20 protein-coding genes and 1 riboswitch are annotated in these 25,413 nt (G+C 71.5%); of the genes, 8 read left to right on the top strand and 12 right to left on the bottom strand.

Annotation, left to right across the window (positions count from 1 at the left end; translation table 11 throughout):
* Nucleotides 1-48: 48 nt before the first annotated feature.
* Nucleotides 49-1,116: a glycosyltransferase gene (locus IGS67_RS14310; RefSeq protein WP_192278583.1), complete on the bottom strand. Its 1,068-nt coding sequence runs from the start codon at nt 1,114-1,116 to the stop codon at nt 49-51.
* Between the two features lie 36 nt (nt 1,117-1,152).
* Here IGS67_RS14310 and IGS67_RS14305 point away from each other — a divergent pair, with 36 nt between their 5' ends.
* From IGS67_RS14305 to rocD, 3 genes are all read left to right on the top strand, one after another.
* Complete coding sequence (locus IGS67_RS14305; protein ID WP_192278580.1) at nt 1,153-2,157, top strand: glycosyltransferase family protein; 1,005 nt, start codon at nt 1,153-1,155, stop codon at nt 2,155-2,157.
* Between the two features lie 26 nt (nt 2,158-2,183).
* Complete coding sequence (gene wecB / locus IGS67_RS05365) at nt 2,184-3,290, top strand: non-hydrolyzing UDP-N-acetylglucosamine 2-epimerase (RefSeq protein ID WP_192278578.1); 1,107 nt, start codon at nt 2,184-2,186, stop codon at nt 3,288-3,290.
* Between the two features lie 103 nt (nt 3,291-3,393).
* Nucleotides 3,394-4,578 (top strand): ornithine--oxo-acid transaminase, encoded by a 1,185-nt coding sequence (gene rocD / locus IGS67_RS05360; protein WP_192278576.1) that lies wholly within the window; start codon nt 3,394-3,396, stop codon nt 4,576-4,578.
* 10 nt (nt 4,579-4,588) lie between these two features.
* Here rocD and IGS67_RS05355 read toward each other — a convergent pair whose 3' ends face one another.
* The 6 genes from IGS67_RS05355 to IGS67_RS05330 form a co-directional block, all read right to left on the bottom strand.
* Nucleotides 4,589-5,443 (bottom strand): exodeoxyribonuclease III, encoded by an 855-nt coding sequence (locus tag IGS67_RS05355; protein WP_192278574.1) that lies wholly within the window; start codon nt 5,441-5,443, stop codon nt 4,589-4,591.
* Nucleotides 5,444-5,536: 93 nt separating this feature from the next.
* Nucleotides 5,537-10,891 (bottom strand): ExeM/NucH family extracellular endonuclease, encoded by a 5,355-nt coding sequence (locus IGS67_RS05350; protein WP_192278572.1) that lies wholly within the window; start codon nt 10,889-10,891, stop codon nt 5,537-5,539.
* Between the two features lie 595 nt (nt 10,892-11,486).
* Nucleotides 11,487-12,368, bottom strand: coding sequence for a bifunctional methylenetetrahydrofolate dehydrogenase/methenyltetrahydrofolate cyclohydrolase (locus tag IGS67_RS05345; RefSeq protein ID WP_192278569.1), 882 nt, complete (start codon nt 12,366-12,368; stop codon nt 11,487-11,489).
* A gap of 59 nt (nt 12,369-12,427) precedes the next feature.
* Nucleotides 12,428-13,708 carry a serine hydroxymethyltransferase gene (gene glyA / locus IGS67_RS05340; RefSeq protein WP_192278567.1) on the bottom strand — a complete coding sequence of 427 codons (1,281 nt, stop codon included), beginning with the start codon at nt 13,706-13,708 and terminating at the stop codon, nt 12,428-12,430.
* Between the two features lie 84 nt (nt 13,709-13,792).
* Nucleotides 13,793-13,884, bottom strand: a riboswitch (ZMP/ZTP riboswitch).
* 466 nt (nt 13,885-14,350) lie between these two features.
* Entirely contained in the window at nt 14,351-14,749 is a 399-nt protein-coding gene (locus IGS67_RS05335) for a hypothetical protein (protein ID WP_192278565.1), read from the bottom strand.
* A gap of 31 nt (nt 14,750-14,780) precedes the next feature.
* Nucleotides 14,781-15,464, bottom strand: a complete 684-nt coding sequence (locus tag IGS67_RS05330) for a hypothetical protein (protein ID WP_192278563.1) — start codon at nt 15,462-15,464, stop codon at nt 14,781-14,783.
* Between the two features lie 232 nt (nt 15,465-15,696).
* On the opposite strand from IGS67_RS05330, the gene IGS67_RS05325 reads away from it, so the two are divergent.
* A complete protein-coding gene (locus IGS67_RS05325) occupies nt 15,697-16,059 on the top strand; it encodes a hypothetical protein (protein ID WP_192278561.1) in 363 nt (120 codons plus the stop codon).
* 159 nt (nt 16,060-16,218) lie between these two features.
* Here the strand turns inward: IGS67_RS05325 and IGS67_RS05320 are convergent, their stop codons facing one another.
* Entirely contained in the window at nt 16,219-16,707 is a 489-nt protein-coding gene (locus IGS67_RS05320) for a GNAT family N-acetyltransferase (protein ID WP_192278559.1), read from the bottom strand.
* 119 nt (nt 16,708-16,826) lie between these two features.
* Between IGS67_RS05320 and purU the strand changes: the two genes are divergently transcribed.
* Entirely contained in the window at nt 16,827-17,717 is an 891-nt protein-coding gene (gene purU / locus IGS67_RS05315) for a formyltetrahydrofolate deformylase (protein WP_192278557.1), read from the top strand.
* An 18-nt stretch (nt 17,718-17,735) separates the two neighbouring features.
* Here the strand turns inward: purU and IGS67_RS05310 are convergent, their stop codons facing one another.
* The 4 genes from IGS67_RS05310 to IGS67_RS05295 are packed head-to-tail and all read right to left on the bottom strand — an operon-like array spanning nt 17,736 to nt 22,001.
* On the bottom strand, nt 17,736-18,905 hold the full coding sequence (locus IGS67_RS05310; RefSeq protein WP_192278555.1) for an ABC transporter permease subunit: 1,170 nt from the start codon (nt 18,903-18,905) through the stop codon (nt 17,736-17,738).
* Complete coding sequence (locus tag IGS67_RS05305) at nt 18,902-19,729, bottom strand: ATP-binding cassette domain-containing protein (protein WP_192278553.1); 828 nt, start codon at nt 19,727-19,729, stop codon at nt 18,902-18,904. The genes IGS67_RS05310 and IGS67_RS05305 overlap by 4 nt, the downstream gene beginning before the upstream one ends.
* Complete coding sequence (locus IGS67_RS05300) at nt 19,726-20,826, bottom strand: substrate-binding domain-containing protein (protein ID WP_210767067.1); 1,101 nt, start codon at nt 20,824-20,826, stop codon at nt 19,726-19,728. Before IGS67_RS05300 ends, IGS67_RS05305 begins: the two co-directional genes overlap by 4 nt.
* Nucleotides 20,823-22,001 (bottom strand): ROK family transcriptional regulator, encoded by a 1,179-nt coding sequence (locus IGS67_RS05295; protein WP_192278551.1) that lies wholly within the window; start codon nt 21,999-22,001, stop codon nt 20,823-20,825. Before IGS67_RS05295 ends, IGS67_RS05300 begins: the two co-directional genes overlap by 4 nt.
* 236 nt (nt 22,002-22,237) lie before the next feature.
* Here IGS67_RS05295 and IGS67_RS05290 point away from each other — a divergent pair, with 236 nt between their 5' ends.
* The 3 genes from IGS67_RS05290 to IGS67_RS05280 all read left to right on the top strand — a co-directional run bounded on the left by IGS67_RS05290 (nt 22,238) and on the right by IGS67_RS05280 (nt 25,377).
* Entirely contained in the window at nt 22,238-23,515 is a 1,278-nt protein-coding gene (locus IGS67_RS05290; protein WP_192278548.1) for an ABC transporter substrate-binding protein, read from the top strand.
* Between the two features lie 84 nt (nt 23,516-23,599).
* Entirely contained in the window at nt 23,600-24,499 is a 900-nt protein-coding gene (locus tag IGS67_RS05285) for a carbohydrate ABC transporter permease (RefSeq protein WP_192278546.1), read from the top strand.
* Nucleotides 24,496-25,377: a carbohydrate ABC transporter permease gene (locus IGS67_RS05280; RefSeq protein WP_192278544.1), complete on the top strand. Its 882-nt coding sequence runs from the start codon at nt 24,496-24,498 to the stop codon at nt 25,375-25,377. Before IGS67_RS05285 ends, IGS67_RS05280 begins: the two co-directional genes overlap by 4 nt.
* Nucleotides 25,378-25,413: the final 36 nt, after the last annotated feature.

The raw sequence follows: 25,413 nt of genomic DNA, 5'->3' as shown, positions 1-25,413 counted from the left end.
CGGCCCGTGGAGCGGCGGCCGCGTCGTGTCCGGGCAGCGCCTGCGACCTCAGCGGACGAGGACCGACGCCGCCATGAGTCGTAGCGGAGCCTCGCGTGCGAGCGCGCAGCGGAGGTCGCGCGGCACGAGCGTCGCGGGCGTGCCGTGACGGCGGCGCCGGTCGGAGAGCCGGACGAGCTGCTCGGTCGTCGCGCCGGCGGCGATCGCGTCGAGGAGGTCGCGCTCGGCGCGCGAGAGCACGTCGAGCACGGTCGGAGCGAGCGCGACGACCGCGTCGGCCCCCTCCGCGAGCGCGGCCCGGTCCGCGTCGTCGAGGCCCGTCGTCCGACGGTTGTGGACCGCCGCGAGGATGTGGATCCGCACGAGCTTCGCGGCGACGGCGGCGCGCACGCGCGCGTCGGCGGCGCGCAGCGCGGGACGTGCGACGAGGTCGAGGACGGGCGCGAGGTCGTCGGCGACGGGCCGCACCGTGAGCGTCACGCGCTCGGCGGCGTCCGCGCCGATGACGTAGGCGGGACCTCGCCGGTCGAACGCGACGCCGCGCGCACCGGCCCACAGGAGCGTCGACGGGGCGAGGTCCTCCCCCGACGGCAGCCCCGGCGTCATGCGCAGCCCGAGCCGGTCGAGCGCTGCGCGCGAGAGCAGCCCGAGCGGGGCTGTGCGGTACGCGAGGCGGTCCCGCACGAGGTCGAGCCCGCGCGTCCGCCGGGGCCGGGCGGGCGGCGTCGGCACGACCGCGCCCTCGGCGTGCCGCAGCCGCGGCAGGACCGCCTCCGCGCCCGTGCGGGCCGCGAGAGCGAGCCACGAGTCGATCGCGCCGACCTCGAGGACGTCGTCCGAGCCGAGCACCGACACCCACGGGGCGGTCGCCGCGTCGAGCCCGGCGTTGAAGGGCCCTGCAGGGCTCGGCACACCGTCGACGTACGGCAGGAGGCGCACGCGCGGGTCCTCCGCGAGGACGCCGAGCCGCTCCGCGATCGGCTCGAGCGGCGTCCCGTGGCACACGACCGTCACCCGCACGGGGGCCTCGGTGAGGACGACGGAGAGGACGGCCCGCTCGACGCGCCGCTCGGGCGTGTGCACAGCGACGACGACATCGACCTCGGGCTCGTTCACGTCCCCAGGGTAGGGCGTGCGACTACGCTCGGGGGCGTGCCCGCCTCTCGTCCCGACGGTCCCGCCGACGCGGCCCGGCCCGTCGCCGGCCCTCGTGCGCTCCACGTCAACGACGTCGCGGGCGTCGCGACGACGCTCGTCTCGACGGCGCGGGCGCGCGGCCTCCCGTGGGACCTGCGGCGCATCCCCGCGGGGCGGGGCGCGCCCGCGCCGGTCGTCGCGGCGCGTCGTGCGCTCGACCTCGCCGGGGCCGTCCGGCCGCTCGCGCGCGCCGACGTCGCGCACCTCCACTACGGGGTCACCGGCTACTACGGCTGGGTGACGCGCCGCCCCGTCGTCCTCCACCTGCACGGCACGGATCTGCGGGTCGACGCGCGCTCGCGCTGGCTCGGTCCCGTCGTGCGCGCCGCGGTGCGCCGCGCGGACCTCGTCCTCGTCGCGACGCCCGACCTCCTCGACCTCGCGCGTGAGCTGCGTGACGACGCGATCTACCTGCCCAACCCCGTGCCCGATGCGCTCTTTGCGGCGCCCGCCCCGACTCCCGACCCCGCGGGGCCGCCGCGCGGCACGCGTGTCGTCCTCAACATGCGGTGGGACGACGCCAAGGGTGGTACGTCTCTCGTCACGGCGGCACGCGCGCTCGTCGCCGACGGGCTCGACGTCGTCGGCCTCGACTGGGGCACGTACGCGGCCGACGCTCGCGCGGCGGGCGTGCGGCTCGTGCCGCTCCAGGACGCGGCCGGGTTCCGGGCGCTCCTCGCGGGCGCCGACCTCGTCGTCGGGCAGCAGCGCGCGGGCGCGCTCGGCATCTCCGACCTCGAGGCGCTCGCGCTCGGGCGGCCGCTCGTCGCGCACGTGTGCGGCGACGAGCCCGTCGTCACCTCGGACGAGCGCACGCTCGTCGACGTCGTCCGCGCGACGCTCGCGGCGGGGCCCGACGACTCCGCCGCGGCTCGCGCCGCACGCACGGCGTGGGTGCGGGAGCAGCACGGGGCCGAGCGCGTCCTCGACCGGCTGCTCGGGCTCTACGCGACGCTCTGACCGGCTCGCGCCGGTAGGCTCGCGGCGTGAAGATCCTCTCGGTCGTCGGTGCCCGTCCGCAGTTCGTCAAGCTCGCGCCGGTCGCGCACGCGGCCGCCGCGGCGGGCGTCGAGCACGCGATCGTCCACACGGGTCAGCACTACGACCCGATGCTCTCCGACGTCTTCTTCCGCGACCTCGGCATCCCCGCCCCGGACCGTCACCTCGGCGTCGGCTCAGGCGGCCACGGCGCCCAGACCGGGCAGATCCTCGCCGCGATGGACGACGCGATCACGGAGCTCGCGCCCGACGTCGTCCTCGTCTACGGCGACACGAACTCGACGCTCGCGGGCGCCCTGTCCGCGGTGAAGCTCCACGTGCCCGTCGCGCACCTGGAGGCCGGGCTGCGCTCGTTCAACCGGGCGATGCCCGAGGAGATCAACCGCGTCCTCACCGACCACGCCGCCGACCTCTGCCTCGCGCCGACGGCCGTGGCCGTCGAGCACCTTGCCGCCGAGGGCCTCGCGGGCTCGACCGTGCTCGTCGGCGACGTCATGACCGACGTCCTCCTCGAGGTGCGCGAGCGCGCCCTCGCCGACACCACGGCGGTCGACGCCGTGCTCGCCGCGGCCGGGCTCGCCCGCGGCGAGTTCCTCGTTGCGACCCTCCACCGCGCCGAAAACACCGACGACCCCGCTCGGCTGCGCGCGATCGCCGCCGAGCTCATGGCGCTGCCCGTGCCCGTGCTGCTGCTCGCGCACCCGCGGCTCGTCGCACGCTCGGCCGAGGCCGGCGTCGAGTGGTCGGGCGCCGTGCGCCTCCACGCGCCGCTCGCCTACCCCGAGCTCGTCGGCGCGGTCCTCGCATCGCGCGGCGTCGTCACCGACTCGGGCGGCCTCCAGAAGGAGGCGTTCCTCCTGCGCGTGCCCTGCACGACGGTCCGCACCGAGACCGAGTGGGTCGAGACCGTCGAGCTCGGCTGGAACTGCCTCGTCGACCCGCGCGACCCGTCGGGCACGGCCGGCGGCACGTCGCTCGGCGCGGCCGCCGCGCGGCCCGCGCCCGCCCCGACCGAGGCGACCCCGTACGGCGACGGCCATGCCGCGCCCCGCACGATCGAGGCGCTGCGCGCGCTCGTCGCGCGACGCGCCTGACGTTCGGTCTGCTCGCCGACCCCTTCGGCTGCCCGCAGGGCTCGCGCTACGCTCGGGTGACCGGGCGTCGGTCCACCGGCTCCCCTGGTTCGGGAGGTCGACGATGTCCGCGCTGGTCCACAACTACGAGCCCCTGCACGTCGTCCTCTCCCGCGGCGAGGGGGCGTGGGTCCACGACACGTCGGGCCGCCGATACCTCGATCTGCTCGCCGGGTACTCCGCGCTGAACTTCGGCCACCGCCACCCGGCTCTCGTCGCCGCCGTGCACACGCAGCTCGACCGGCTCACGCTCACGTCGCGCGCGTTCGAGCACCCGCTGCTCGAGCCGTTTGCCGACGCGCTCACACGCCTCACAGGCACCGAGCGGTTCCTGCCGATGAACACGGGTGCCGAGGCCGTCGAGACCGCGATCAAGGCCGCGCGTCGCTGGGGATACCTCGTGCGCGGTGTGCCGGACGGCGAGGCGACGATCGTCGTCGCTGCGGGCAACTTCCACGGTCGCACGACGACGATCACCTCGTTCTCGACCGACCCGGACGCGCACGACCACTTCGGTCCGTACACGCCCGGCTTCCGCGTCGTCCCGTACGACGACATCGAGGCCGTGCGGGCCGCGATCGACGCGACGACCGTCGCGGTGCTCGTCGAACCGGTCCAGGGCGAGGCGGGCGTCGTCGTGCCGACGCCCGGCTACCTGCCCGCGCTGCGTGCGCTGTGCGACGTCACGGGCACGATGCTCGTGCTCGACGAGGTGCAGTCCGGGCTCGGGCGTACGGGCACGACGCTCGCCGCGCAGCTGAGCGACGTGCGCGCCGACCTCACGTGCCTCGGCAAGGCGCTCGGTGGCGGGATCCTGCCGGTGAGCGGCGTCGTCGGGCGGGCCGACGTCCTCGACCTCCTCACGCCCGGCACCCACGGCTCGACGTTCGGCGGCAATCCGCTCGCGTGCGCGGTCGGCCTCGCGGTCGTCGGGCTGCTCGAGCCGGGCGACCTCCAGGAGCGCGCACGCACCCTCGGCGCCCGCCTGCACGACGGCCTCGACGAGCTGCGCCGGGCGGGGCTGCTCGACGCCGTGCGGGGCGTCGGGCTGTGGGCCGGCGTCGACGTCCCGGACGCCTGGGGCGTCACCGGGCGAGCCGTGTGCGAGGCGATGGCCGGCCGCGGCGTGCTCGCCAAGGAGACTCACGGTCGCACGCTACGGCTCGCACCGCCCCTGACGATCCGCTCCGAGGACCTCGACCACGGGATCGCGATCCTCGGCGAGTCGCTCGAGTCGCTGCGGCCCTAGATCCTGCGACTCAGATGTCGTAGACCGCCGTGAGCGGGGCGTGGTCCGACCAACGGGTGTCGTAGCTCGCCGCACGACCCACCTCGATCGACCGTGCGGCGTCCGCGAGCGCGGGCGTCGTGAGGTGGTAGTCGATGCGCCAGCCCGCGTCGTTGTCGAAGGCCTGCCCGCGGTTGGACCACCACGTGTACGGGCCGGGCACGTCACCCGCGAAGCGTCGGCCGAGGTCAACGAAGCCGAGCTCGTCGAACCACACGTCGAGGTACGCGCGCTCCTCGGGGAGGAAGCCCGCGCTCTTGAGGTTGCCCTTCCAGTTCTTGATGTCGTTGTTGCGGTGCGCGATGTTGATGTCGCCCGCGACGACCGTGAACCCGCCCGCCGAGGCGAGCTCACGCATGCGCGCCGTGACCTTCTCGAGGTGCGCGTACTTCTCGTCCATCTTCGGGGTGCCTGCCGTACCCGAGTGGATGTACGTCGAGACGACCGTGAGGGTCCCGCCCGACGGCAGCTCGACGTCAGCCTCGACCCAGCGTCCCGTGTCGACGTCCGGCTCGACCTCGGCGAGACCGATGCGCGCGGCCGACAGCGGAAGGCGCGACGCGATCGCGACGCCTGCGCGCCCCTTGACGGTGCACGCCTGGTGGACGACGTGCCAGCCGTCGCCGATGAGCGACCGCACGATGTCGTCGGGCGCCCGCACCTCCTGGATGAGCACGACGTCCGGCTCCTCCGTCGCGAGCCACGCGTCCATGCCCTTGCGGTAGGCGGCACGGATTCCATTGACGTTGACCGTCGTGACCTTGATCGACACGGGTCCTCCTGCAGGTACGGACGGGCGAGGCCGGGGTCGCCCGGCGCCCACCATCCTCCCCCATGCCTCCGACATCCCGCACGAGCGCCCGGAGCAGCACGGCGGGGCCGTGCGCTCGCGCGCAGGACCCCGCCGTGGAGAGCGGCGTCAGCGGATGACGCGTGTCACCTTGACGGTCTTGCTTGCAGTGCCACTCGTGCCGAGGTACTTCACCGTGTACGTGTGCCGGCCAGGACGCGGCTTCGAGAGCTTGACCGTCGCGCTGCCCTTGCGGAGCGTGACGAGCTTCGAACCTCCCTTGTCGACCCGCACGGACACCTTGCCCGTCGGCGTGTAGCCCTTCGCGCTCACGCGCACCGTGAGGCTCCGACCGTCACGAGCCACGGTGACGGACACCTTCGGCTTCGCCTTGACGACCCGGAGCGTCGTGGCCTTCGACGTGCCCGCGAGCGTCGTCGAGGTTCCTCCGTAGCGAGCCGTGAGACGGTGCGTGCCGACCTTGAGGGTCTTCGGCAGGGTCACGGTGACCTTGCCCGTGCGGCCCGACACCTTGAGCGTGCCGCGCGCGATGCGCTTCGAGCCGTCGTAGATCCCGACGACGCCCCGGGGCGCCGAGGTCTTCCCGACGACCGTGACCGTGACCTTCGCCGCGCGGCCGTAGTCGACGCGTGACGGTGAGACCTTCGCCTTCACCGTGACCTTCGACTTCTCGACGGGCTTCGCGGCAATCGTCACGAGGCTCGTCGCGGACGTCGACCCGGCGTACGCCGTCGGGTCAGTCGGCACGAACCGCGCGGACAGCCGGTGGACGCCAGAGGTAAGGCTCGACGTGCGGTACGTCGCGGTGCCCGCGGCGACCGTGACGCGTCCGAGGACCCTCGTCCCGTCGAGGAGCTCGACCGTGCCGGCCGCGACCGGCGTCACGCGTGCCGTGAGCGTGAGCTCGCGACCCTCGACCCGGTCACCCGTGACGCTGAGCGACGTGCTCGTGCGCACCGGGTCGACGACGACGGGGGCCGTCACCGTGAGCGGGATCTCGACGACGGTGCCCGACGGCGCAACCGTGAGGCGGAGCGTCGTCGCACCTGCGGCCCCAGCGGGGACCGTGCCGGCGACCGTCGACGCACCCTCGGTGACGGCGAACGTGCCGAGGCCGAGGCCTGCCGTCGGGAGCGTGCCCCCGTGGAACGTCGCGGTGATCTCCGTGTTGCGCTTCGCGCCGAGGCTCGTGAGGTCGAGGCCGCTGACGTCGAAGGAGAGCGCCGTGCCCGCCTCGACGGTCGCCGGGTTGCCCGTGACCCCGACGGCCCGCTCCGCGAACGACGGGCTGAGGCCCGGGTTCGCCGTGAGGTAGGCCATCCATGCGTCACGGTCGATGAGACCCGAGTCGACCGTGCCCGTGCCCTGAGTGAAGACGCGGAAGTTGTCGCCTCCGGTCGCGAGGAACGAGAACGTCCCGACGCGGAAGGAGTCCGACGCCGTGACGAACGCGCCGTTCACCGTGATCGACGTGATGCGGTCGCCGAGCGGACGCGACTCGTCGAACGTGTACGAGACGTTGTCCGACAGTCCGAGCTGCAGGTAGGACCGCGACGGGATCGTGCCGTCGGGGTTGGTCTGCCACTGCTGCTCAAGCAGCGTCTTGAGCTGCGCACCCGTGAGCGTCGTCGACCAGAGGTTGTTGACGAACGGGAGCACCGCGTTGGCCTCGGCGAACGTGACGATGCCGTCGGTGGCCTCCTCGCCGCTCTTCGCGAAGAGCAGGTCGCTGCGCAGCCCGCCCGGGTTGACGACGCCGATGTCGGCGCCGGCCTGGACGCCCGCGAGCGTGTCGCGAAGCGCGTTGGCGACGAGGTTGCCGAGGGTGGACTCGGCGCCACGGTTGTCACGGCCGTCGGTGACCTTCGGTCCCGGACCGACGTAGCCTTCGGGGCCGTAGGAACCACCGGAGAACGCGGTCGTGATGTCAGCGGTGACGGAGCCGACCTGCTGCTTGCCGATCTCGTTCGCCTCGGCGAGCGCCTTGTCGACGATCGACTTCACCTCGGCGACGCGCGGGAACTCCGCGACGAGCGCGTCGTCGGCCGTCGTCGACCGGGCGACGTTCCGTGCGGTCGCGTCGGTGACGTCGCCCGTCGCGCGGTCGACGGTGAGCTCGACGACGCCGACGTTCTCGCCGTAGCTGCCCGTCTGCACGATGGGGCGTGTTCCGCCGCCCGTCACGGGTGCGAGCCACGCGTACTTCTTGTGGGTGTGGCCCGTGAAGATGACATCGACCAGGGGCGACGTCTCGGTGACGATCTTCGCGAACGCGCCGCCCTTGGCCAGCTCGGCCTCGAGCGTCGTGCTCTCCGTGTCGCCGGCCGAGGCCCCCTCGTGGAACTCGGCGACGAGGACGTCCGCCTCACCGTTCGACTCGTCGCCGTCCGAGAGCTTGGCCGCGACACGGTTGACCGCGTCGACCGGGTCACCGAAGTCGAGGTTCGCGATGCCCGCCGGGGTGACGAGCGTCGGGGTCTCCTGCGTGACGACGCCGATGACGCCGACGGTGAGGCCGTCCTTCTCGACAAGCGCGTACTCGGGCAGCGCCGGGTTCGCCGTGCCCTTGGTGTAGACGTTCGCGCCGAGGTACGGGAAGTCGGCCGTGTCCGTGACCCGGCCCGTGAGGTCGGCGATGCCCTGGTCGAACTCGTGGTTACCGACCGCGGAGGCGTCGAGCCCGAGAGCGTTGAGGACCTCGAGCGTCGGGGTGTCCTGCTGGAACGCCGAGGCGAACAGCGACGCACCGATGCTGTCACCCGCGGAGAGGAAGAGCGTCGAGCCCTCCCCCGCCGCCTTGCGCAGCTGCTCGATCGTCCCCGCGAACTTCACGGTGTTGCTGTCGATCCGACCGTGGAAGTCGTTGATGTTGAGGAACGTGAGCTTCGACGTCGCAGAGGCATCGTTCGCCTGGAACGCCGCGATGACGGGGTCGTGGTCGGAGGAGCGGAAGGGGCTCGCGTCGTGGAAGAGCGTGCCGTGGCTGTTGTAGCGCGAGTACTCGAGCGCGATGGACTCCGGTGCGTTGATGTTCCAGATGTCCGCGCCGGTCGTGCGCGCGAGCATCGAGTCGTTGAGCAGGACGTGGTCGAGCGAGCCCGACAGACCCGAGAACGAGTAGGAGTACTCGGTTGCCGGGTTCTTCACCTGGGCGTTCGTGTAGCCCGCGTCGTGGAGGGCCATCATGGGGTCCTCGTGCGTGTAGGAGTTGAAGTCGCCGAGCAGCGCGACGTCGCTCACCGTGTGACCGGCCGTGGCGAGGTCGTCGAGGACCGTCGGGACCCATGACACGAGCGCGGCCGCCTGGGCCTTGCGCGAGGCGTTCGAGGAGCCCTGCCCGTCACCCGAGTCATCGTCGCCCGGCAGCGGGCCTGCCGAGCCCTTCGACTTGAAGTGGTTGACGACCGCGAGGAACGGCTCGCCGCTGCCCGCGGGCGCGAACGCCTGCCCGAGCGGCTCGCGAGCATTGACGAACGCCTCGCCCGTGCCGGACTGGTCACCGAGCGCGACGGACGGGCCCACGGGCGTGACCTCGTCCTTCTGGAAGATCAACGCGTTCGTGATGACGTCCTGCTCGCTCACGGGCGGCAGGTCGGCGGACGAGCGCACGTAGTCCCAGCGGTCCGTGCCCGCCTTCGCGTTGAGGGCGGCAACGATCGTGGCGACGGCCTCGTCGGCCGCCTCCCCGAGCTTCGCGGAGTTCTCGATCTCCATGAGCCCGACGACGCTCGCGTCGAGCGCGTCGATCGCTGCGACGATCTTCGCCTGCTGGCGGGCGAGGCTCGCCTCGTCCCACGCGCCGCGCGGCCCGTCACCGGGGCAGCTCTTCACCGTGATGCCGCGGCCTGCGCGGTCGGAATACGGCGTGCAGCCGGCGACGTCCTTGCCGAGCGTCGTGAAGTAGTTGAGGACGTTGAACGACGCGACCGTGAGGTCGCCGTCGCCGAGCGACGCGGCCGACGGCTTGTCGGTCCGTGTGTCCTCGAACGATGCGGTCTCGTGCCCGGGCGTCACCTGCGACGTCGGGTTGAGCTTCCACGTGCTGTTGCGGAAGTCGACGACGAGCGGGGCGTCGAACGTCACCTTCGCACCCACGCGCACCGGGTCAGCGAGCGAGACGTAAGGCGGCGTCTGCGACTGGTTCGCGGACGACGTGAAGTTCGTCGACGCACCGTCGTCGAGGACGACACCGCGCGCGGTGTTGTCGGCCGCGACCGCGGCGGCCGCTGCCGAGCCGGGCCGCGCCGCGTCGGTGGGCTGGCGCAGCGGCGTCGTGCCGACCGCGAGGCCGACCTCGCCGTACTGGTTCGTCGAGTACGTGTTCGAGACGGTCATGGCACCCTGCGGCGCGATGAGCATCGACTCGATCGCCTCACGATCCGCTTCCTTCTCGGGCCAGGCGATCTCGAGCGGGACGGCGTCGCCGGTCCCGTACGGGTCGGCCACGACCTTGAGCCCTGGGCCAGCGATCTGCGTGAGTCCGTTGAACTCGGCGGCCGTGCCCGTGACGATGACGTGGTCGCCGATCGCGTGGCCGCCCGCGCCGTTGCCGGAGCCGAGGTAGACGAAGACCGCGTCCGACCCGTCCGGGGTCGTGTCAGCGCCCGGGGTCTGGACGACGATGCCGTTGAAGCCGCCCGTCTCGTAGGCGGCCGTGACGACGCCCTTCGTGCGGACGAGCTTGCCGGCAAGCGGGGTCGCGTCGCCCGTGCCCTGGATCTCGGCGATCGTACGCTCGAGCGCGCCGTCGCCGGGGCCGCCGGTGGGCTCTTCTGTGGGCTCTTCGGTGGGCTCCGGGTCTGGCTCCCCGCCCGGCTCCGTCTCCCCCTTCGCGTTCGTCGGCGTCGGGGTGCCCGCGGTGAAGTCGTCAGCGTTGCTCGCGGTGTTGACGCCGTTCGTGCGGCTGATCGACGTGCTGTTCGAGGGGGCAGGTGCAGGCCCGGTGCCGGCGAACGCGGCGCCGGTGCCGAAGCCGACGAGGTCGACGACCGCAGCGTCGGTGGCGCACGCGGCCGCCTGGCAGCTGAGCTCGGTGGTCGAGCTGACGAGCGCGACGTTGCCCTTCGACCCTGAGAGGTTGAGGGTGCCCGTGGCGTCGGCGGCCGGGAGCGCCGCCCCGGTGGCGCCGCCCGACGCGAGCTGCACCAAGAACGTGGCGCCGACGGGGATCACGCCGGAGAGGATGAACCTGTTGTTCCAGGCCGTGCCCGCGGCGGCCGCGTACTGCAGGCTCCAGCCGCTGAGGTCCGCCGGCGTGGTGCCGGTGTTCTTCAGCTCGACGAAGTCGTGGCTGAGGACCGCGCCCGAGTTCCCACCACCTCCATAGACCTCGTTGATGACGACGGACGCCTCGGGCGAGACCGCGGCGGTGGCCGCTCCCGCCGTCACGAGACCAATGGTCCCGATCATCGAGGCGCTGGCGAGCGTCGCGACGACGCCTGCCCTCACCGGGTGCTCACGCATGAAAAACCCCAATCTCGCACGTGCGCCGTTGCACGCGCTGGTCGACGGTGGGGACAGGCTCAGCCTGTTCCACGCCCGTCGCCATCGCACACGGCGCCCTGGACGTTCTCAGAGAACTCCGCGAGGGTGTCCGCGCTGGGGTCGCGGGGTGAACGTCGGCGGGCGGGTGCATGTCGGGTGGTGCACGTCGGCGCAGGTCAGCGAGGCTCGCCGCCCGCCGACGGACGTGGCGCCCGCAGGCGGCGACGTGGACGGGCGCCGCTTCGCGTCGCGGGGGTGAGCACCGGGGTGACCTTGGGAACGGTCCCGCCATGCGGCCGCTGGTCTCGCGCCATGGGACGAGCGTCCCGGTGCGCAACCCTCGCATCCACGACGAACGACCGGCCATCCCGGGCTTCGGCCCGGCCCAACCTCGGCGCTGCCCCCGGCCCAACCTTTGACCCCGGCGCCCTCGATAGCCGATCGTCACAGCTCACGCGGACGGATCCGCTATCGAGCATCGCCGCCCATGTTCCGATAGCCGATCGAGTCGCGACACGTGCACGGATCGGCTATCGGAACACTCCGGTTGCCTGGGGCTCAGCGTGCGAGGGGCTCAGCGTGCGAGGCGCTCCGCGGTGTCGACGACGTTCGCGAGCAGCATCGCGCGGGTCATGGGACCGACCCCGCCGGGGTTCGGCGAGATCCACGACGCGACCTCCGCGACGTCCGGGTGGACGTCACCGAGCAGGCGGGCCTTGCCGGTGGCAGGGTCCTCGACGCGGCTCACACCGACGTCGAGCACGATGACGCCCGGCTTGAGGTCCGCGGCGCGCACGACGTGCGCGACGCCCGTCGCCGCAACGACGACGTCCGCGCGACGCAGGTGCTCTGCGACGTCGACGGTGCCGGTGTGCGTGAGCGTCACGGTCGCGTTGACGTCCTTGCGCGTGAGCAGCAGGCCGATCGACCGGCCGACGGTCGTGCCACGCCCGAGGACGACGACGTGCTTGCCCGCGAGGCTGAGCCCGTGGCGGGCCACGAGCTCGAGGATGCCCGCGGGCGTGCACGGCAGCGGCGAGTCGATGGTCTCGCTCACGCGCAGCACGAGCCGCCCGAGGTTCGTCGGGTGAAGGCCGTCGGCGTCCTTGTCCGGGTCGATGAGCTCGAGCACGCGGTTCGTGTCGATGCCCTTCGGCAGCGGCAGCTGGACGATGTACCCGGTGCACGCCGGGTCGGCGTTGAGGCGCGCGATCGCGGCCTCGACGTCCGCCTGGGTGGCGTCGGCCGGGAGGTCCTCTCGGATCGAGGCGATGCCGACCTCGGCGCAGTCGCGGTGCTTGCCCGCGACGTACGCCTTCGAGCCGGGGTCCTCCCCCACGAGGACGGTGCCGAGGCCGGGCGTCACGCCACGCGCCCGGAGGGCGGCGACACGCTCGGCGAGCTCGGACTTCAGAGCGGCCGCGGTGGCCTTGCCGTCGAGGATCTGTGCGGTCATGGGTTCTCCTCCCACGCGCGACCGCCCGGCCGGGAGACCCGGCCGGGCGGTGCGGTGCGTCAGTACTGCTGCAGGTCCGGGTAGAGCGGGAAGTCGTCCGCGAGACGCTGCACGCGAGCCCGCAGAGCGTCGACGTCCGCGCCGCCCTTGAGGGCCGTCGCGATGATCTCGGCGACCTCGGTGAACTCGGTGTCGCCGAAGCCACGGGTCGCGAGCGCCGGCGTGCCGATGCGCAGGCCCGACGTGACGCGCGGCGGGCGCGGGTCGAACGGGACGGCGTTGCGGTTGACGGTGATGCCAGCCGCGTGGAGGAGGTCCTCGGCCTGCTGGCCGTCGAGGTCGGACTTGCGCAGGTCGACGAGCACGAGGTGGACGTCGGTGCCGCCCGTGAGGACGTCGACGCCGGCCGCACGGACGTCGTCCGCCGTGAGGCGGTCTGCGATGATGCGGGCACCCGAGAGGACACGCTCCTGGCGGGCCTTGAAGCCCTCGCTCCCGGCGAGCTTGAACGACACGGCCTTGGCCGCGATGACGTGCATGAGCGGGCCGCCCTGCTGGCCCGGGAAGACGGCCGAGTCAAGCTTCTTGCCGTACTCCTCGCGCGCAAGGATGAAGCCCGAGCGGGGGCCGCCGATCGTCTTGTGGACGGTCGAGGAGACGACGTCCGCGTGCGGCACCGGGTTGGGGTGCAGACCTGCGGCGACGAGGCCCGCGAAGTGCGCCATGTCGACCCAGAGCTTCGCGCCGACCTCGTCGGCGATCGAGCGGAAGGCCTCGAAGTCGAGGTGACGCGGGTACGCGGACCAGCCGCCGATGAGGACGTCGGGACGCTCGGCGAGCGCCTGCTCGCGGACCTTGTCCATGTCGAGGCGCATGGTCTCGGGGTCGACGCCGTACGCGGCGACCTCGTAGAGCTTGCCGGAGAAGTTGATCTTCATGCCGTGCGTGAGGTGGCCGCCGTGCGCGAGCTCGAGGCCCATGATCTTGTCGCCCGGCTTGATGAGTGCGTGGAGGACCGCGGCGTTCGCGGTGGCACCCGAGTGCGGCTGGACGTTGGCGTACTCGGCGCCGAAGAGGTCCTTGGCACGCGAGAGCGCAAGCTCCTCCGCGATGTCGACCTGCTCGCAGCCGCCGTAGTAGCGGCGGCCCGGGTAGCCCTCGGCGTACTTGTTCGTGAGGACGGAGCCCTGCGCCTGGAGGACGGCGCGCGGGACGAAGTTCTCCGACGCGATCATCTCGAGGGTGCCGCGCTGACGCGCGAGCTCACCGTCGAGGACGGCGGCGATCTCCGGGTCGACCTCGGCGAGGCCCTGGTCGAGGACCGGCTCGTGCTGGCTCATTCTCGTCTCCTTCGGACGTGGTGGACGTGCAGTCAGGTGCATGTCTGCGCGGGCGCCGGACGGGCACGCGCACGACGGTGCGGTGACCGGGGCCCAGGCGAACGACCCGAAGTCGGAGAAGAAGATGTCGCTCCCCGGTGGTGACCCACCTGAATGCGCCAGTCGCGACCCGCACAGCCTAGCAAGATCGAGGGGCGCTGCGGGGCGTGGCGTGAGGCACGTCGGGACGCGACCGTGGCTGTACATCCACCACCCGGGCCGGTTCAGATCTCCGGGTCATCCCCGAGGAAGTTGTGGTGCCTGCGCGATGAACCTCCGAGCCGGCGTTCGCCGCCGCCTGCTGCATCTCGGAATCGACGACCATCCGAGCCTTCTGCGACTTCGCATACCGACGCAACGCGCCCCGCACCGCACGCTACTGCGGCTTCGTCGCAGCGAACGGCTCCGCCGAGAGTTTCGTGGAGCGACTGGCGCGCTCGGTGCGTGGAGCGGCCACCTCGCCGATCGACTGCGGCCCGCGCGACCTGGCGGCGCTGCGCGCGCAGGTCCCCTGGCTCGACGGCGTGCACGCCTACGACGAGCACCGACGCCGACCCCGAGGCGAGATCTCACGCGATCACGCTCCGGGGTCGGCGGTACCTGTCATTCAGGCAGCTCAACCTCATAGCCGAGCGCTTGACGGACCAGCTCGATGATCGGGCGCTCATCGATCCATGGCCCGGAAACGGCGTCGATGACACCTGGATGATCACTGATCCCGGGGCCGAGTCGCGTGAGGAATGCCTCGAGGGAACGTCCGGTGTGATCCTTGAGCGGAACTTGAGCCAGGAGGGCCAAGGGCGCACGGGGATTTGTCGCCACCCGGCCGCGAATCACCGGGTCGGCAACGCGCTGGTACAGCATCGCGAGATTATCCTCTGAGAGGTTCGCGTCCGCGATAGTCCCCACGACGAACACATGGTCTTCCACGATGATCTCGAGCAGTTCCGGCGCTACGGGCCCTGGGTGGGTCGCCCACTCCGCTCGCTGCTCGATCGTCAACGACAGGTAAGTATCACGGTCCATCGGATCATCACCACTTGCAGGTGGGAATGGACGCCTTGCTGCACGCACCGTACTCCGTCCGGCCGGGCCTGACCTGAAGTCGAGTCCCGCCAGAAAGGTAGTCCGCCCGCAGGTAGTAGGCGAACCCGTTGCCCTTGATGCTGAAGTAGTTGGCGCTTGTGTTTTTCGTCGGCGCCAGAGTCTCAGGGAGGTGACGGAAGAAGTTGTTGTACGCGAAGGTGCCGTTCTGGAGCCCGTCGACGTAAATCGTCATATCCGTCAGCCGGCCCGTGCTGGGAAAATACAGCGTGTCAGTTGTTACGCGGGTCAGCCACTCACTTGGATCGATCGTGACTCTCACCCTCCTGCGATCCTTCAGGGTGCACGCCATGCCCAGCACCTTGCACTCGGAGTGCTCAACGACAACGTTGTAAGTCCACTTTCTCCTGTTCGTACCCGCAGCCACACCCCCTGCGACAGGCAGCCTGTTGAAGGCGGACTGTGAGATCCGAGAGGTGCTCGCAGGAGCACTGGTGTCCTGCGTGACCGGTGTCCGAATCTCGTCGATCGACTCGTAGAGCTCTGCGAGCTGTGCAGCGCTCAGTCCGGGCGCCTGATCGCTGGCCCTGTCGATGATCTCTTGCGTGCTCTCGGTTGAGTCGTAGGTCACCCCGATCGTCGTCGGGGGCACTGCCTCCCCAGCGACGGCCACTCAGGATCCCAGCAACGCAAGGGACAAGGCCCCGGCGGCGATCATCGATAACGTGCGCATTCTTCTCCCTTGAAGCCGGACAAGCCAGCATGAACGCTACCGATCTGGCTCGCGCAGCGCTAGAGCCGGGGCATTCGCGCCGCGCGTCGACGTCCGCACATAGGTCTGCCAGAACCACATCCGTCCAGACAGGAGACCAGCTGCGATGAGCGCCTACGCCGAACGAACCTCCGTGGACTCTGCGTCCTCGCGCGCCGAGATCGAACGGACCTTGCAGCGCTACGGCGCGACGGCGTTCACCTACGGATGTACGACTGACCGCGCGGCGATCGGGTTCGAGGCCTCCGGGCGCCGCGTCCGTTTCGAACTGCCGATGCCCGAGCGCGAGAGCCGGGAGTTCTGCCTCACACCTACGGGGCGAGAGAGGACCGCGGCGGCCGCGACGAAGGAGTACGAGCAGGCGGGCCGCCAGCGGTGGCGAGCCCTGGCGCTGGTCATCAAGGCCAAGCTCGAGGCGGTCGGCACCGGCATCGTGACGTTCGAGGAGGAGTTCCTCGCACACATCGCGGGACGAAGCCCCTTGGGAGGACCCTGAAGCCAGCGGCTCCCGGCGCGAACGGTGTCCCGAGCCACCCTGGCACCGCGACCATTGACGCGGAGCGGCTCGCCGAGCTCACGAACCTCGCGCGTGACGAGGGACAACCCACGGACGTGACCGACCGCAGGTGCGTGAAGCCGGCGTCCCGCGAGGACCTCAGCCCTCGACGTCCTCCCCGAGGATGCGCCGCAGGTACGCGTACGTGAGGTCGCCGACGGTTTCGTCGAACTGGTGCTCGTAGCCCTGGTTCTGGTACATCGCGAGGTTCTGCTTGGAGTCGCGGCCCGTGAAGACCCAGATCTCCTCGGTCTCCTCCGGCAGCATGGGCGCGACCGTGAGCATCATCTGCGTGCCGATGCCCTCGCCCTGACGGTCGGGCGCCACGGCAAGGCGGCCGAGCGTCGCCTTCGACCCCTCGAGCTCGACGCGCACCGAGCCGACGAGCCGCGGGCCGTCCCACGCACCGAGGGTGATGACGCCCTCGGCCTCGAGGTCCGCGCGGAGCTCGTCCAGCGTCTGCGTGAGCGGCGGGATGAACGGGTCGTCGTACGTCTGCGCCTCCGTGACGAACGCGGCGCGCCGCAGCGTGAGGAGCTCGCCGGCGTGCTCGAGGGTGACGGGACCGATGCGGAGGGCGTCGTTCATATCCACATCGTGTCAGGTCACGTCGGGTGCCGCACGCGTCGTCCACCCCGCGTCGCGCCACGGCGTCCGTCAGGCGCGCTCCAGCACCCTTCCGGCAGCCGGTGGACTACCCTCGGCCCGTGACCACCGCCGCCTCCAGCGCCTTCGGCGCGACGCCCGAGCCCGACCCGACGCACTGGGTCCTCACCCTCTCCTGCCCCGACCGCCCCGGCATTGTCCACGCTGTCTCGGGGCTGCTCGCGGAGCACGGCGGCAACATCACCGAGTCGCAGCAGTACGGCGACCCCGAGACCGACCGCTTCTTCATGCGTGTCCAGGTGCGCACCGCGGCCGACGAGGCAGTGCTCAAGGACGCCATCGGCGACCTCGCGGCACGCTTCGACATGACGTGGACGCTCGACGTCGTCGGACGCCCCGTGCGCACGCTCGTCCTCGTCTCCAAGGCCGCGCACTGCCTCAACGACCTGCTGTTCCGGCAGCGCTCGGAGGGGCTCGAGATCGACGTCGTCGGCGTCGTCGGCAACCACACGGACCTCGCGACGCTCGCCGCGTTCTACGGCAAGCCGTTCCACCACATCCCGGTGACGAAGGAGACGAAGCCCGACGCCGAGGCCGCACTCCTCGCGCTCGTCGACGAGCTCAACGTCGAGCTCGTCGTCCTCGCCCGGTACATGCAGGTGCTCTCCGACGACCTCTGCCGGCGGCTCGAGGGGCGGATCATCAACATCCACCATTCGTTCCTGCCGTCGTTCAAGGGCGCGAAGCCGTACCACCAGGCGCACGAGCGCGGCGTCAAGCTCATCGGTGCGACGAGCCACTACGTCACCGCAGACCTCGACGAGGGACCGATCATCGAGCAGGACGTCGAGCGCGTGGACCACTCACGCTCGACCGAGGAGCTCGTCGCGCTCGGGCAGGACGTCGAGCGGCGCGTCCTCGCCCGCGCGGTCCGCTGGCACTCCGAGCACCGCGTGCTCCTCAACGGGCACCGTACGGTGATCTTCCGCTGACCCGCGGCGCGGGAGCACCTACGCCCGGCCCCGGCCGCCCTCACGTTTGCCCGACGCATCGATCGCGACGGCGACGACGAGAACGACACCGAGGATGAGGTACCGCACCGACGCCTCGGCACCGAGCATCGCGAGGCCCGTCGAGATCGACTGGACGACCGCGACGCCGAGCACCGCCGACCACGCGCTCCCGCGCCCGCCATAGAGGCTCGCCCCGCCGATGAGCGCGGCCGCGATCGCCGTGAGGCTCAGCTCCGCACCGCCCGTCCCCTGGTTCGCGGCCGCGAGCCGCCCCGCCGCGAGGACGCCGCCGAACGCCGCGAGCGACGAGCACAGCACGTACACCGAGATGATCGTGCGGTCGACGCCGAGCCCCGCCCGCCGGGCCGACTCGACGCTGCCGCCGATCGCCCGCACGTGGCGACCCCAGCTCGTGCGCCGCAGGCAGACGTCGACCACCATGACGACGACGAGGAACAGGACGAACATCCACCCGACGCCCCGAGCCGTCGACAGGTAGAGGGTGCCGCCGAGCAGCAGCGCCGCGAGCAGGCCCGTCCGCGTGCCGATCCGCACCCAGCTGTCTCCCGCGAGACCGGCGCGGTCGCGCCGACGCCGCTCGTGCGCCCCGAGGAACCCCACGACTACGACAACGAACGCCCCGACGCCGAGCGCGACCGGGGTCGCCACGTATGCCTGCTGCGCGAACCGCACGAGCCCCGTCTCGAACGGGAGGTTGACCGCACCCGTCCGGCCCAGAACCTGCAGCTGGAGGCCGAGCGCGACGAGGAGCCCCGCCAGGGTGAGGACGAACCCGGGCAGCCCGAGACGCGTGCTGAGCAACCCGTAGGCGAGGCCGAGGACGACGCCCGTGAGGACCGCGAGGAGGATCGCGACCACCTCGGGCAGACCGTGCTGGACGACGGCGACCGCGACGGTCGCCGATCCCAGCCCGGAGACCGCCCCGACAGAGATGTCGAGGTGCCCGATGAGCATGACGAGGACGACCCCGAGCGTGAGCATCCCCGTGACGGCGGACTGCTGCGTGACGTTGACGAGGTTGTCCGCGGAGAGGAAGCGTGGCGTCGCGACCCCGAGGACGATCCACACGACGGCGAGGGCCGCGAGGCCCCCCGCGGCCCGTCGACCTGCGAGGTCCCGCAGGCGGGAGAGGTCGAGCCCGCTCATCGCTCGCCTCCCGTCGCACTACTGCGAGCGTCGGCCTCGTGCGACACGCGACGGGGCGGCCCCGCCGTCGGGCCCGGAACCCGCGCCCCCGTGACCGCGGCAAGAAGGTCCTCGTAGCTCGTCGTGCGCGCGTCGAACGTCGTGGCGTGCCGCCCGAGACGCAGGACCGCGATGCGGTCGGCGACCGCGTGGACGTCCGCCATGGAGTGCGACACGAGGACGACCCCGAGGCCCCGGTCCCGCAGCCGCTCGACGAGCGTGAGGACCTCGGCCGTCTGGGCGACGCCGAGCGCCGACGTCGGCTCGTCGAGGAGGACGACGCGCGGCTCCCCGTGGAGAGCGCGAAGGATCGCGACCGCTTGCCGCTGCCCGCCGGAGAGCGTCCCGACGGGGACGCGCACGGACGGCAGTCGCACCGCGAGCTCGCCGAGCAGCTCCCACGCGCGCCGCTCCATCTCGACCTCGTCGAGCAGCGCACCCGACCGCCGTCCACGCTCGCGGAGCTCGTGGCCGAGGAAGATGTTCTCGACGACGTCGAGGTTGTCGCAGAGCGCAAGGTCCTGGAACACCGCGGTGACGCCCGCGGCGCGGGCCGCCCCCGGCGTCGGGAACGTCACGACGTTGCCGTCGAGCTCGAGCGTGCCCGTGTCCGGACCGAGCACGCCCGCGAGGATCTTCACGACGGTCGACTTGCCTGCGCCGTTGTCGCCGACGACCGCGAGGACCTCCCCCGGGTGGACGGCGAGGTCGACGTCGACGAGCGCACGGACGGCGCCGAAGGTCTTCGTGACCTTGCGCAGGGCGAGGACGGGGGCGGGGGTCACGGGGTGCTCCTCGGCAGGAGGCCGGCGTCGGTGCAGGCCTGGACGAAGGTGGGGGTGCAGATGTCGTCGACGGCGAGGACGCCGCCTCCGACGAGGATGTTCGCGACGTCGTCCCGGCCGACCCCCGTCGGGGTGAGGAGGACGGCGGGCACGCCGTCGACGCGGGTCGGGACGACGGGTGGTTCGCCGCGCGCGATGCGCACGGCGATCTCGGCGGCGGTCCTGGCCTGCTGGGCGATCGCCTTGTAGACCGTCATCGTCTGCTGGCCCGCGACGATCCGCTGGACCGCAGCGAGCTCGGCGTCCTGCCCGGTGACGACGGGCAGGGGGTCGGCACCGGCCGCGAGGAGCGCGGAGATCGCGGCCGCCGCGAGTGCGTCGTTCGCGGCATAGACGCCCGCGACGTTCTCGGCACCGACGCGGGCGATCTGGTCGGCGACCCAGTCGCGGGCGAGGTCGGGGCTCCAGCCCGGCACGTCGATCTCCGCGAGGATCGTGTGCTCGGTGCCTGCGAGGGCCGCGTCGAGGCCGGCCCGGTTGTTGACCGCGTTGGGGTCCGACGCCGCGCCTCCGACGACGAGGATGCCGCCGTCAGCCTTCCCGCGGGCCGCGAGCTCGGCGACGAGCGCGTCGCCCTGGATGCGGCCGACCCGCCGCGGGTCGAACGACACGTAGAACGCGACGTCCGGGGAGGCGAGGAAGCGGTCGTACGCGATGACGGGCACGCCGCGCGACGTCGCCTCGGCGACGATCGAGAGGGCGCTCGCCCCGTCGACGGCGGTGAGGACGAGGACGTCGGCGCCGTCGGCGAGGAACGACTCGGCCTGCTCACGCTGCGCAAGCGCGTCCTCGCGCGCGTTCGCGTAACGGAACGTGCAGGTCGAGCAGCGTTGTGCGACGACGTGCTCCATCGTGGGGCGGTCGAGGTGCTCCCACCGCTCGGTCGTCGCGTCGGGCATGAGGAACGCGATCGTCGGACCTTCGTCGGCGGGGACGCAGCCCGCGAGGCCGAGGGCGGCCGCGGCGAGCACCGCCGCGAGCACCGCAGCGGCGCGGGTGCGGCGCGCGGCGCCGACCCTGCGCGAGACGAGGGTCATCGGGGACCCCCGCGTGCGATCTCGACGTTCTCGAGGGCGAGGAGGACGGCGCCGCGCAGCTCGGACTGCGTCCCGAACTCGGCGAGGACGACGGGCACGGGCCCTTCGTCGGACGGGACGGCGCGCCGCGCGAGCGAGGCCCGCAGCGGATCGAGCAGCAGCTCGCCCGCGGCGGCGACCTGGCCCCCGACGACGACGATCTCGGGGTCGACGAGGTTGCAGAGGTTGGCGACCGCGACACCGAGGTGCCTCCCCGAGTCCTCGAGGACGCGCACGCAGCCGAGGTCGCCGGCAGCGGCGCGGTCGAGCACGCCCTGCATCGAGAGGGTGCCGTGCGTGGGTTCGAGCATCGCGAGGAGCGAGGGCGCAGCGACGTACATCTCGAGGCATCCGCGGTTGCCGCAGCGGCACACGGGACCGTTCTCGTCGATCGTCGAGTGGCCGATCTCGCCCGCGGCTCCCGAGCGGCCGTGGTGGACGCGCCCGCCAAGGACGAGGCCGGCGCCGACACCGTTGGAGACGCGGATGTAGACGACGTCGCGGAACTCCCGCGCGGCGCCCTGGCGGGACTCGGCGAGGGCGCCGAGGTTCGCGTCGTTGTCGACGTCGATGGGGACGGCGAGCTGCTCGCCGAGGACGTCGGCGACCCGGACTCCGTCCCAGCCGCGCAGCAGACCGCGCGTCGTCACGCGTCCGTCGGCCGGGTCGATGGGGGCGGCGACGCCGACGCCGACACGCAGGAGCTCGTCACGGGTCGCGTCGACCTGCTCGAGCATCTCCTCGAGGAGGAGGGCGACGCGGTCGAGGCCGATGTCGGCGCGGTGGTCGGGCGCGAGGGGCATACGCTGCTCGGCGACGGTGCGGCCGGAGGTGTCGGCGAGGGCGACGCGCAGCGTGCGGATGCCGAAGTGGACCCCGCCGACGAGGCCGAGGGCGCGGGCGAGCGTCACCTGCTGGGCGCGCCGGCCCGAGCGGGACGTCGGGGAGGTTGCGAGGACCCCCGCGGCCGTGAGCTCCTTGACGATGTTCGAGACGGTGGCTGGGGACAGCCCTGTGACGCCAGCCAGCTCGACCTGCGTGAGGGCGCCGCGCTGCTGGACCGCTTTCACGACCCGGGCCCGGTTGGCTTCACGCAGTGAAGTCTGCGAACCCGGCGTCAGCCGGTCGATGCTCACGGTTGGTGATCCTACGGCATCCGTTCCTGTCAGCAGCGGAGGCCGCCGGGTTCTGGGCTGCCCGCGCCGCATCAACTCCACCTCCCGAAGCCCACATCACGATTGAACATCTCTTGCGTTCAAGACTTGACGCCAATGGCGGCACCGGCTTCTCTAGGACCAACGGCCCGGGCGCGACGACGCACCCACCCGACGCAACGACGCGCCGGAGGCCACTCACACGGAGGACACCCTTCATGCGCAGAGTCAGCAAGGCGGCCCTCACCGCGGCGCTCGCCGCCACCGCACTCACGTTCTCCCTCGCAGCCTGCTCCGACGACGAGGGCGACAAGCCCGACGCCGCCGGCAGCGAGGTCGAGGTCTTCACCTGGTGGGCGTCCGGCTCCGAGAAGCTCGGCCTCGACGCCCTCGTCAAGGTCTTCAACACCCAGCACCCCGACGTGAAGTTCGTCAACGGCGCCGTCGCCGGCGGCGCCGGCTCCGCCGCCAAGGAGCTCCTCCAGACCCGCCTCCAGCAGAAGAACCCGCCGGACACGTTCCAGGCCCACGCCGGCGCCGAGCTCACCGACTACATCAAGGCCGGCCAGCTCCAGGACGTCTCGAACCTCTACGACGAGTTCAAGCTCCGCGACGCGTTCCCCGCCGACCTCGTCAACCGCCTCACCGTCGACGGCAAGATCTACTCCATCCCCTCGAACATCCACCGCGCCAACGTCGTCTGGGCCAACCCCTCGGTCCTCACCGGCGCAGGCCTCGACGCCACCGCGACGTACGCGACCATCGCCGACTGGATGACCGCGATGGACAAGATCAAGGCCTCCGGCAAGACTCCCCTCTCCGTCGCGACGACCTGGACCCAGGTCCACCTCCTCGAAACCGTCCTCCTCGCCGAGCTCGGCGTCGACGGCTACTCCGGCCTCTGGGACGGCACGACCGCGTGGGACGGCGCCGACGTCACCGGCGCGCTCACCACCTTCCAGAAGCTCATGTCCTACACGAACACCGACCGCGACGGGCTCGACTGGCCCGAGGCCACCCAGCTCGTCATGGACGGCCAGGCCGCGTTCAACGTCATGGGTGACTGGGCGGTCGCCGCGTTCGAGGAGGCCGACAAGACGGCCGGCACCGACTTCACGTACTTCCCGGTGCCCGGCACGGACGGCGTCTTCGACTTCCTCGCCGACTCCTTCACCCTCCCCGTCGGGGCACCGCACCCGGACGGCGCCAAGGCCTGGCTCGAGACCGTCGGCTCGCTCGACGGCCAGACCGCCTTCAACAAGGCCAAGGGATCCATCCCGGCCCGCACCGACGCCAAGGCCTCGGACTTCTCCGAGTACCAGCAGACCGCCATCACGTCCTTCGGCCAGGACAAGATCGTCTCGTCGCTCGCCCACGGCGCCGCGACCCCGATCGCGTGGCTCAACAAGATCTCCGAGGCCACGAGCAAGTTCACGACCGGCGCGACCGACCTCGCCGGCTTCCAGGCCGAGCTCGCCACCGCGGCCCAGGGCTGACACCACGGGCGGGGTGCGCACCGACGTGCGCACCCCGCCCCTCCCCACGCACAGCCCGACCCGACGACCACGGAGGCGACACCCGTGCGCACGTACAAGCGGTGGCTCCCACCGCTCCTGCTCATCTCACCGACCCTCGTCCTGCTGAGCGTCTTCGTCTACGGCCTCCTCGCCGTCAACGTCCAGACGTCCATGACCGACAACCACACCTCCGCACAGGCCGCAGGCGTCGAGCCCTCCGTCTTCGTCGGCCTCCAGAACTACCTCGACCTCCTCGGGTCCGACTCGTTCCAGCACTCGCTCAAGAACCTCCTGCTCTACACGGTCGTCTTCCTCGTCGGCACCATGGCCTTCGGGTTCCTCTGGGCCTGGCTCCTCGACCGCCCCATGCGCTTCGAGGGCATCTTCCGCTCCGTGTACCTCTTCCCCATGGCCGTCTCGTTCGTCGCCTCCGGCGTCGTGTGGCGCTGGCTCCTCAACTCCAACCAGGGCGAGCAAGCTTCCGGCCTCAACCGGCTCTTCCAGATCGTCGGGCTCGACTTCCTCCAGAACAACTGGTGGAACAACAATTCCGTCGGCATCACCGCGATCGCAATCCCCGCGATCTGGCAGCTCTCCGGCTACGTCATGGCGCTCTTCCTCGCCGGCTTCCGCGGCATCCCCGAGGAGCTGCGCGAGGCCGCGCGCGTCGACGGCGCGACCGAGTGGAAGCTCTACCGCCACGTGCTCTTCCCGCAGCTCGGCCCCGTCGCGCTCTCCGCCGTCGTCATCATCGGCCACATGTCGCTCAAGGCCTTCGATCTCATCATGGCGATCTCGAAGCCTGCGAACTACCAGACCAAGGTGCCCGCAATCGACATGTACCAGCTCAAGGCCAGCTTCGACTATGCGAGCTCCGCAGCGGTCGGCTCGATCCTGCTCGTCATCGTTGCCGTGCTCATCATCCCGTACCTCGTCCACCTCGCACGGGAAGGCCGACGATGACCGCCTCGACCCTCACCGCACCCCCCGAACGCCAGGTCCCGCCCACCGCCACCCGCTCGCGCTTCTCCGTCGGGCGGACCGCCCGCTACGCGCTCCTGCTGTTCTTCCTCGTCCTCGTGCTCATCCCCGTCTACGTGCTGCTCGTCACGAGCTTCAAGGGCGCGGGCGACGCCGCACCGTCGCGCGCCTGGAACCTCCCCCAGGTGTGGACGCTCGAGAACTGGCAGCTCGCCTGGGAGACGCTCTCCCCTGCGATCGTCCGCACCCTCCAGATGGTCGTACCCGCCGCGCTCATCTCGTCGTTCCTCGGGTCGATCAACGGGTTCGTCCTCTCACGATGGCGGTTCCGCGGCGCCGACCTCGTCTTCACACTCATCCTCTTCGGCATGTTCATCCCGTACCAGGCCGTGATGATCCCGCTCTCGCAGCTCGTCATCGACCTCGGCATCCCCTCGGGCATCCCGTCGCTCATCCTCCTCCACGTCATCTACGGCCTGCCCATCACGACGCTCATCTTCCGGAACTACTACGAGTCCGTGCCGAACGAGCTCATCGAGGCCGCGCGCATCGACGGCGCCGGCATGCTGCGCACCTACGGGTCCGTCGTCCTGCCGCTGTCGATCCCCAGCTTCGTCGTCGTGCTCATCTGGCAGTTCACGTCAGCGTGGAACGACTTCCTCTTCGCCGTCTTCTTCTCCTCGAGCCAGAACGGCCCCGTGACCCTCGCGCTCAACAACCTCGCGAACGGCGCGCTGCTGCAGAACTACGGCGTCTCGATGTCGGGCGCACTCCTCGCGTCGCTGCCGACGCTCCTCGTGTACATCCTGCTCGGCAAGTACTTCATCGGCGGACTCATGAGCGGCTCCGTCAAGGGCTGACCCGCCCCGTCCCCTCACCCCGTCCCCGTCCCCCGT

Origin of the sequence: Flavimobilis rhizosphaerae (genome assembly GCF_014852685.1) — a bacterium.
Taxonomy (GTDB): Bacteria; Actinomycetota; Actinomycetes; order Actinomycetales; family Cellulomonadaceae; genus Flavimobilis; species Flavimobilis rhizosphaerae.
This window is presented reverse-complemented; position numbering and strand designations above follow the sequence as displayed.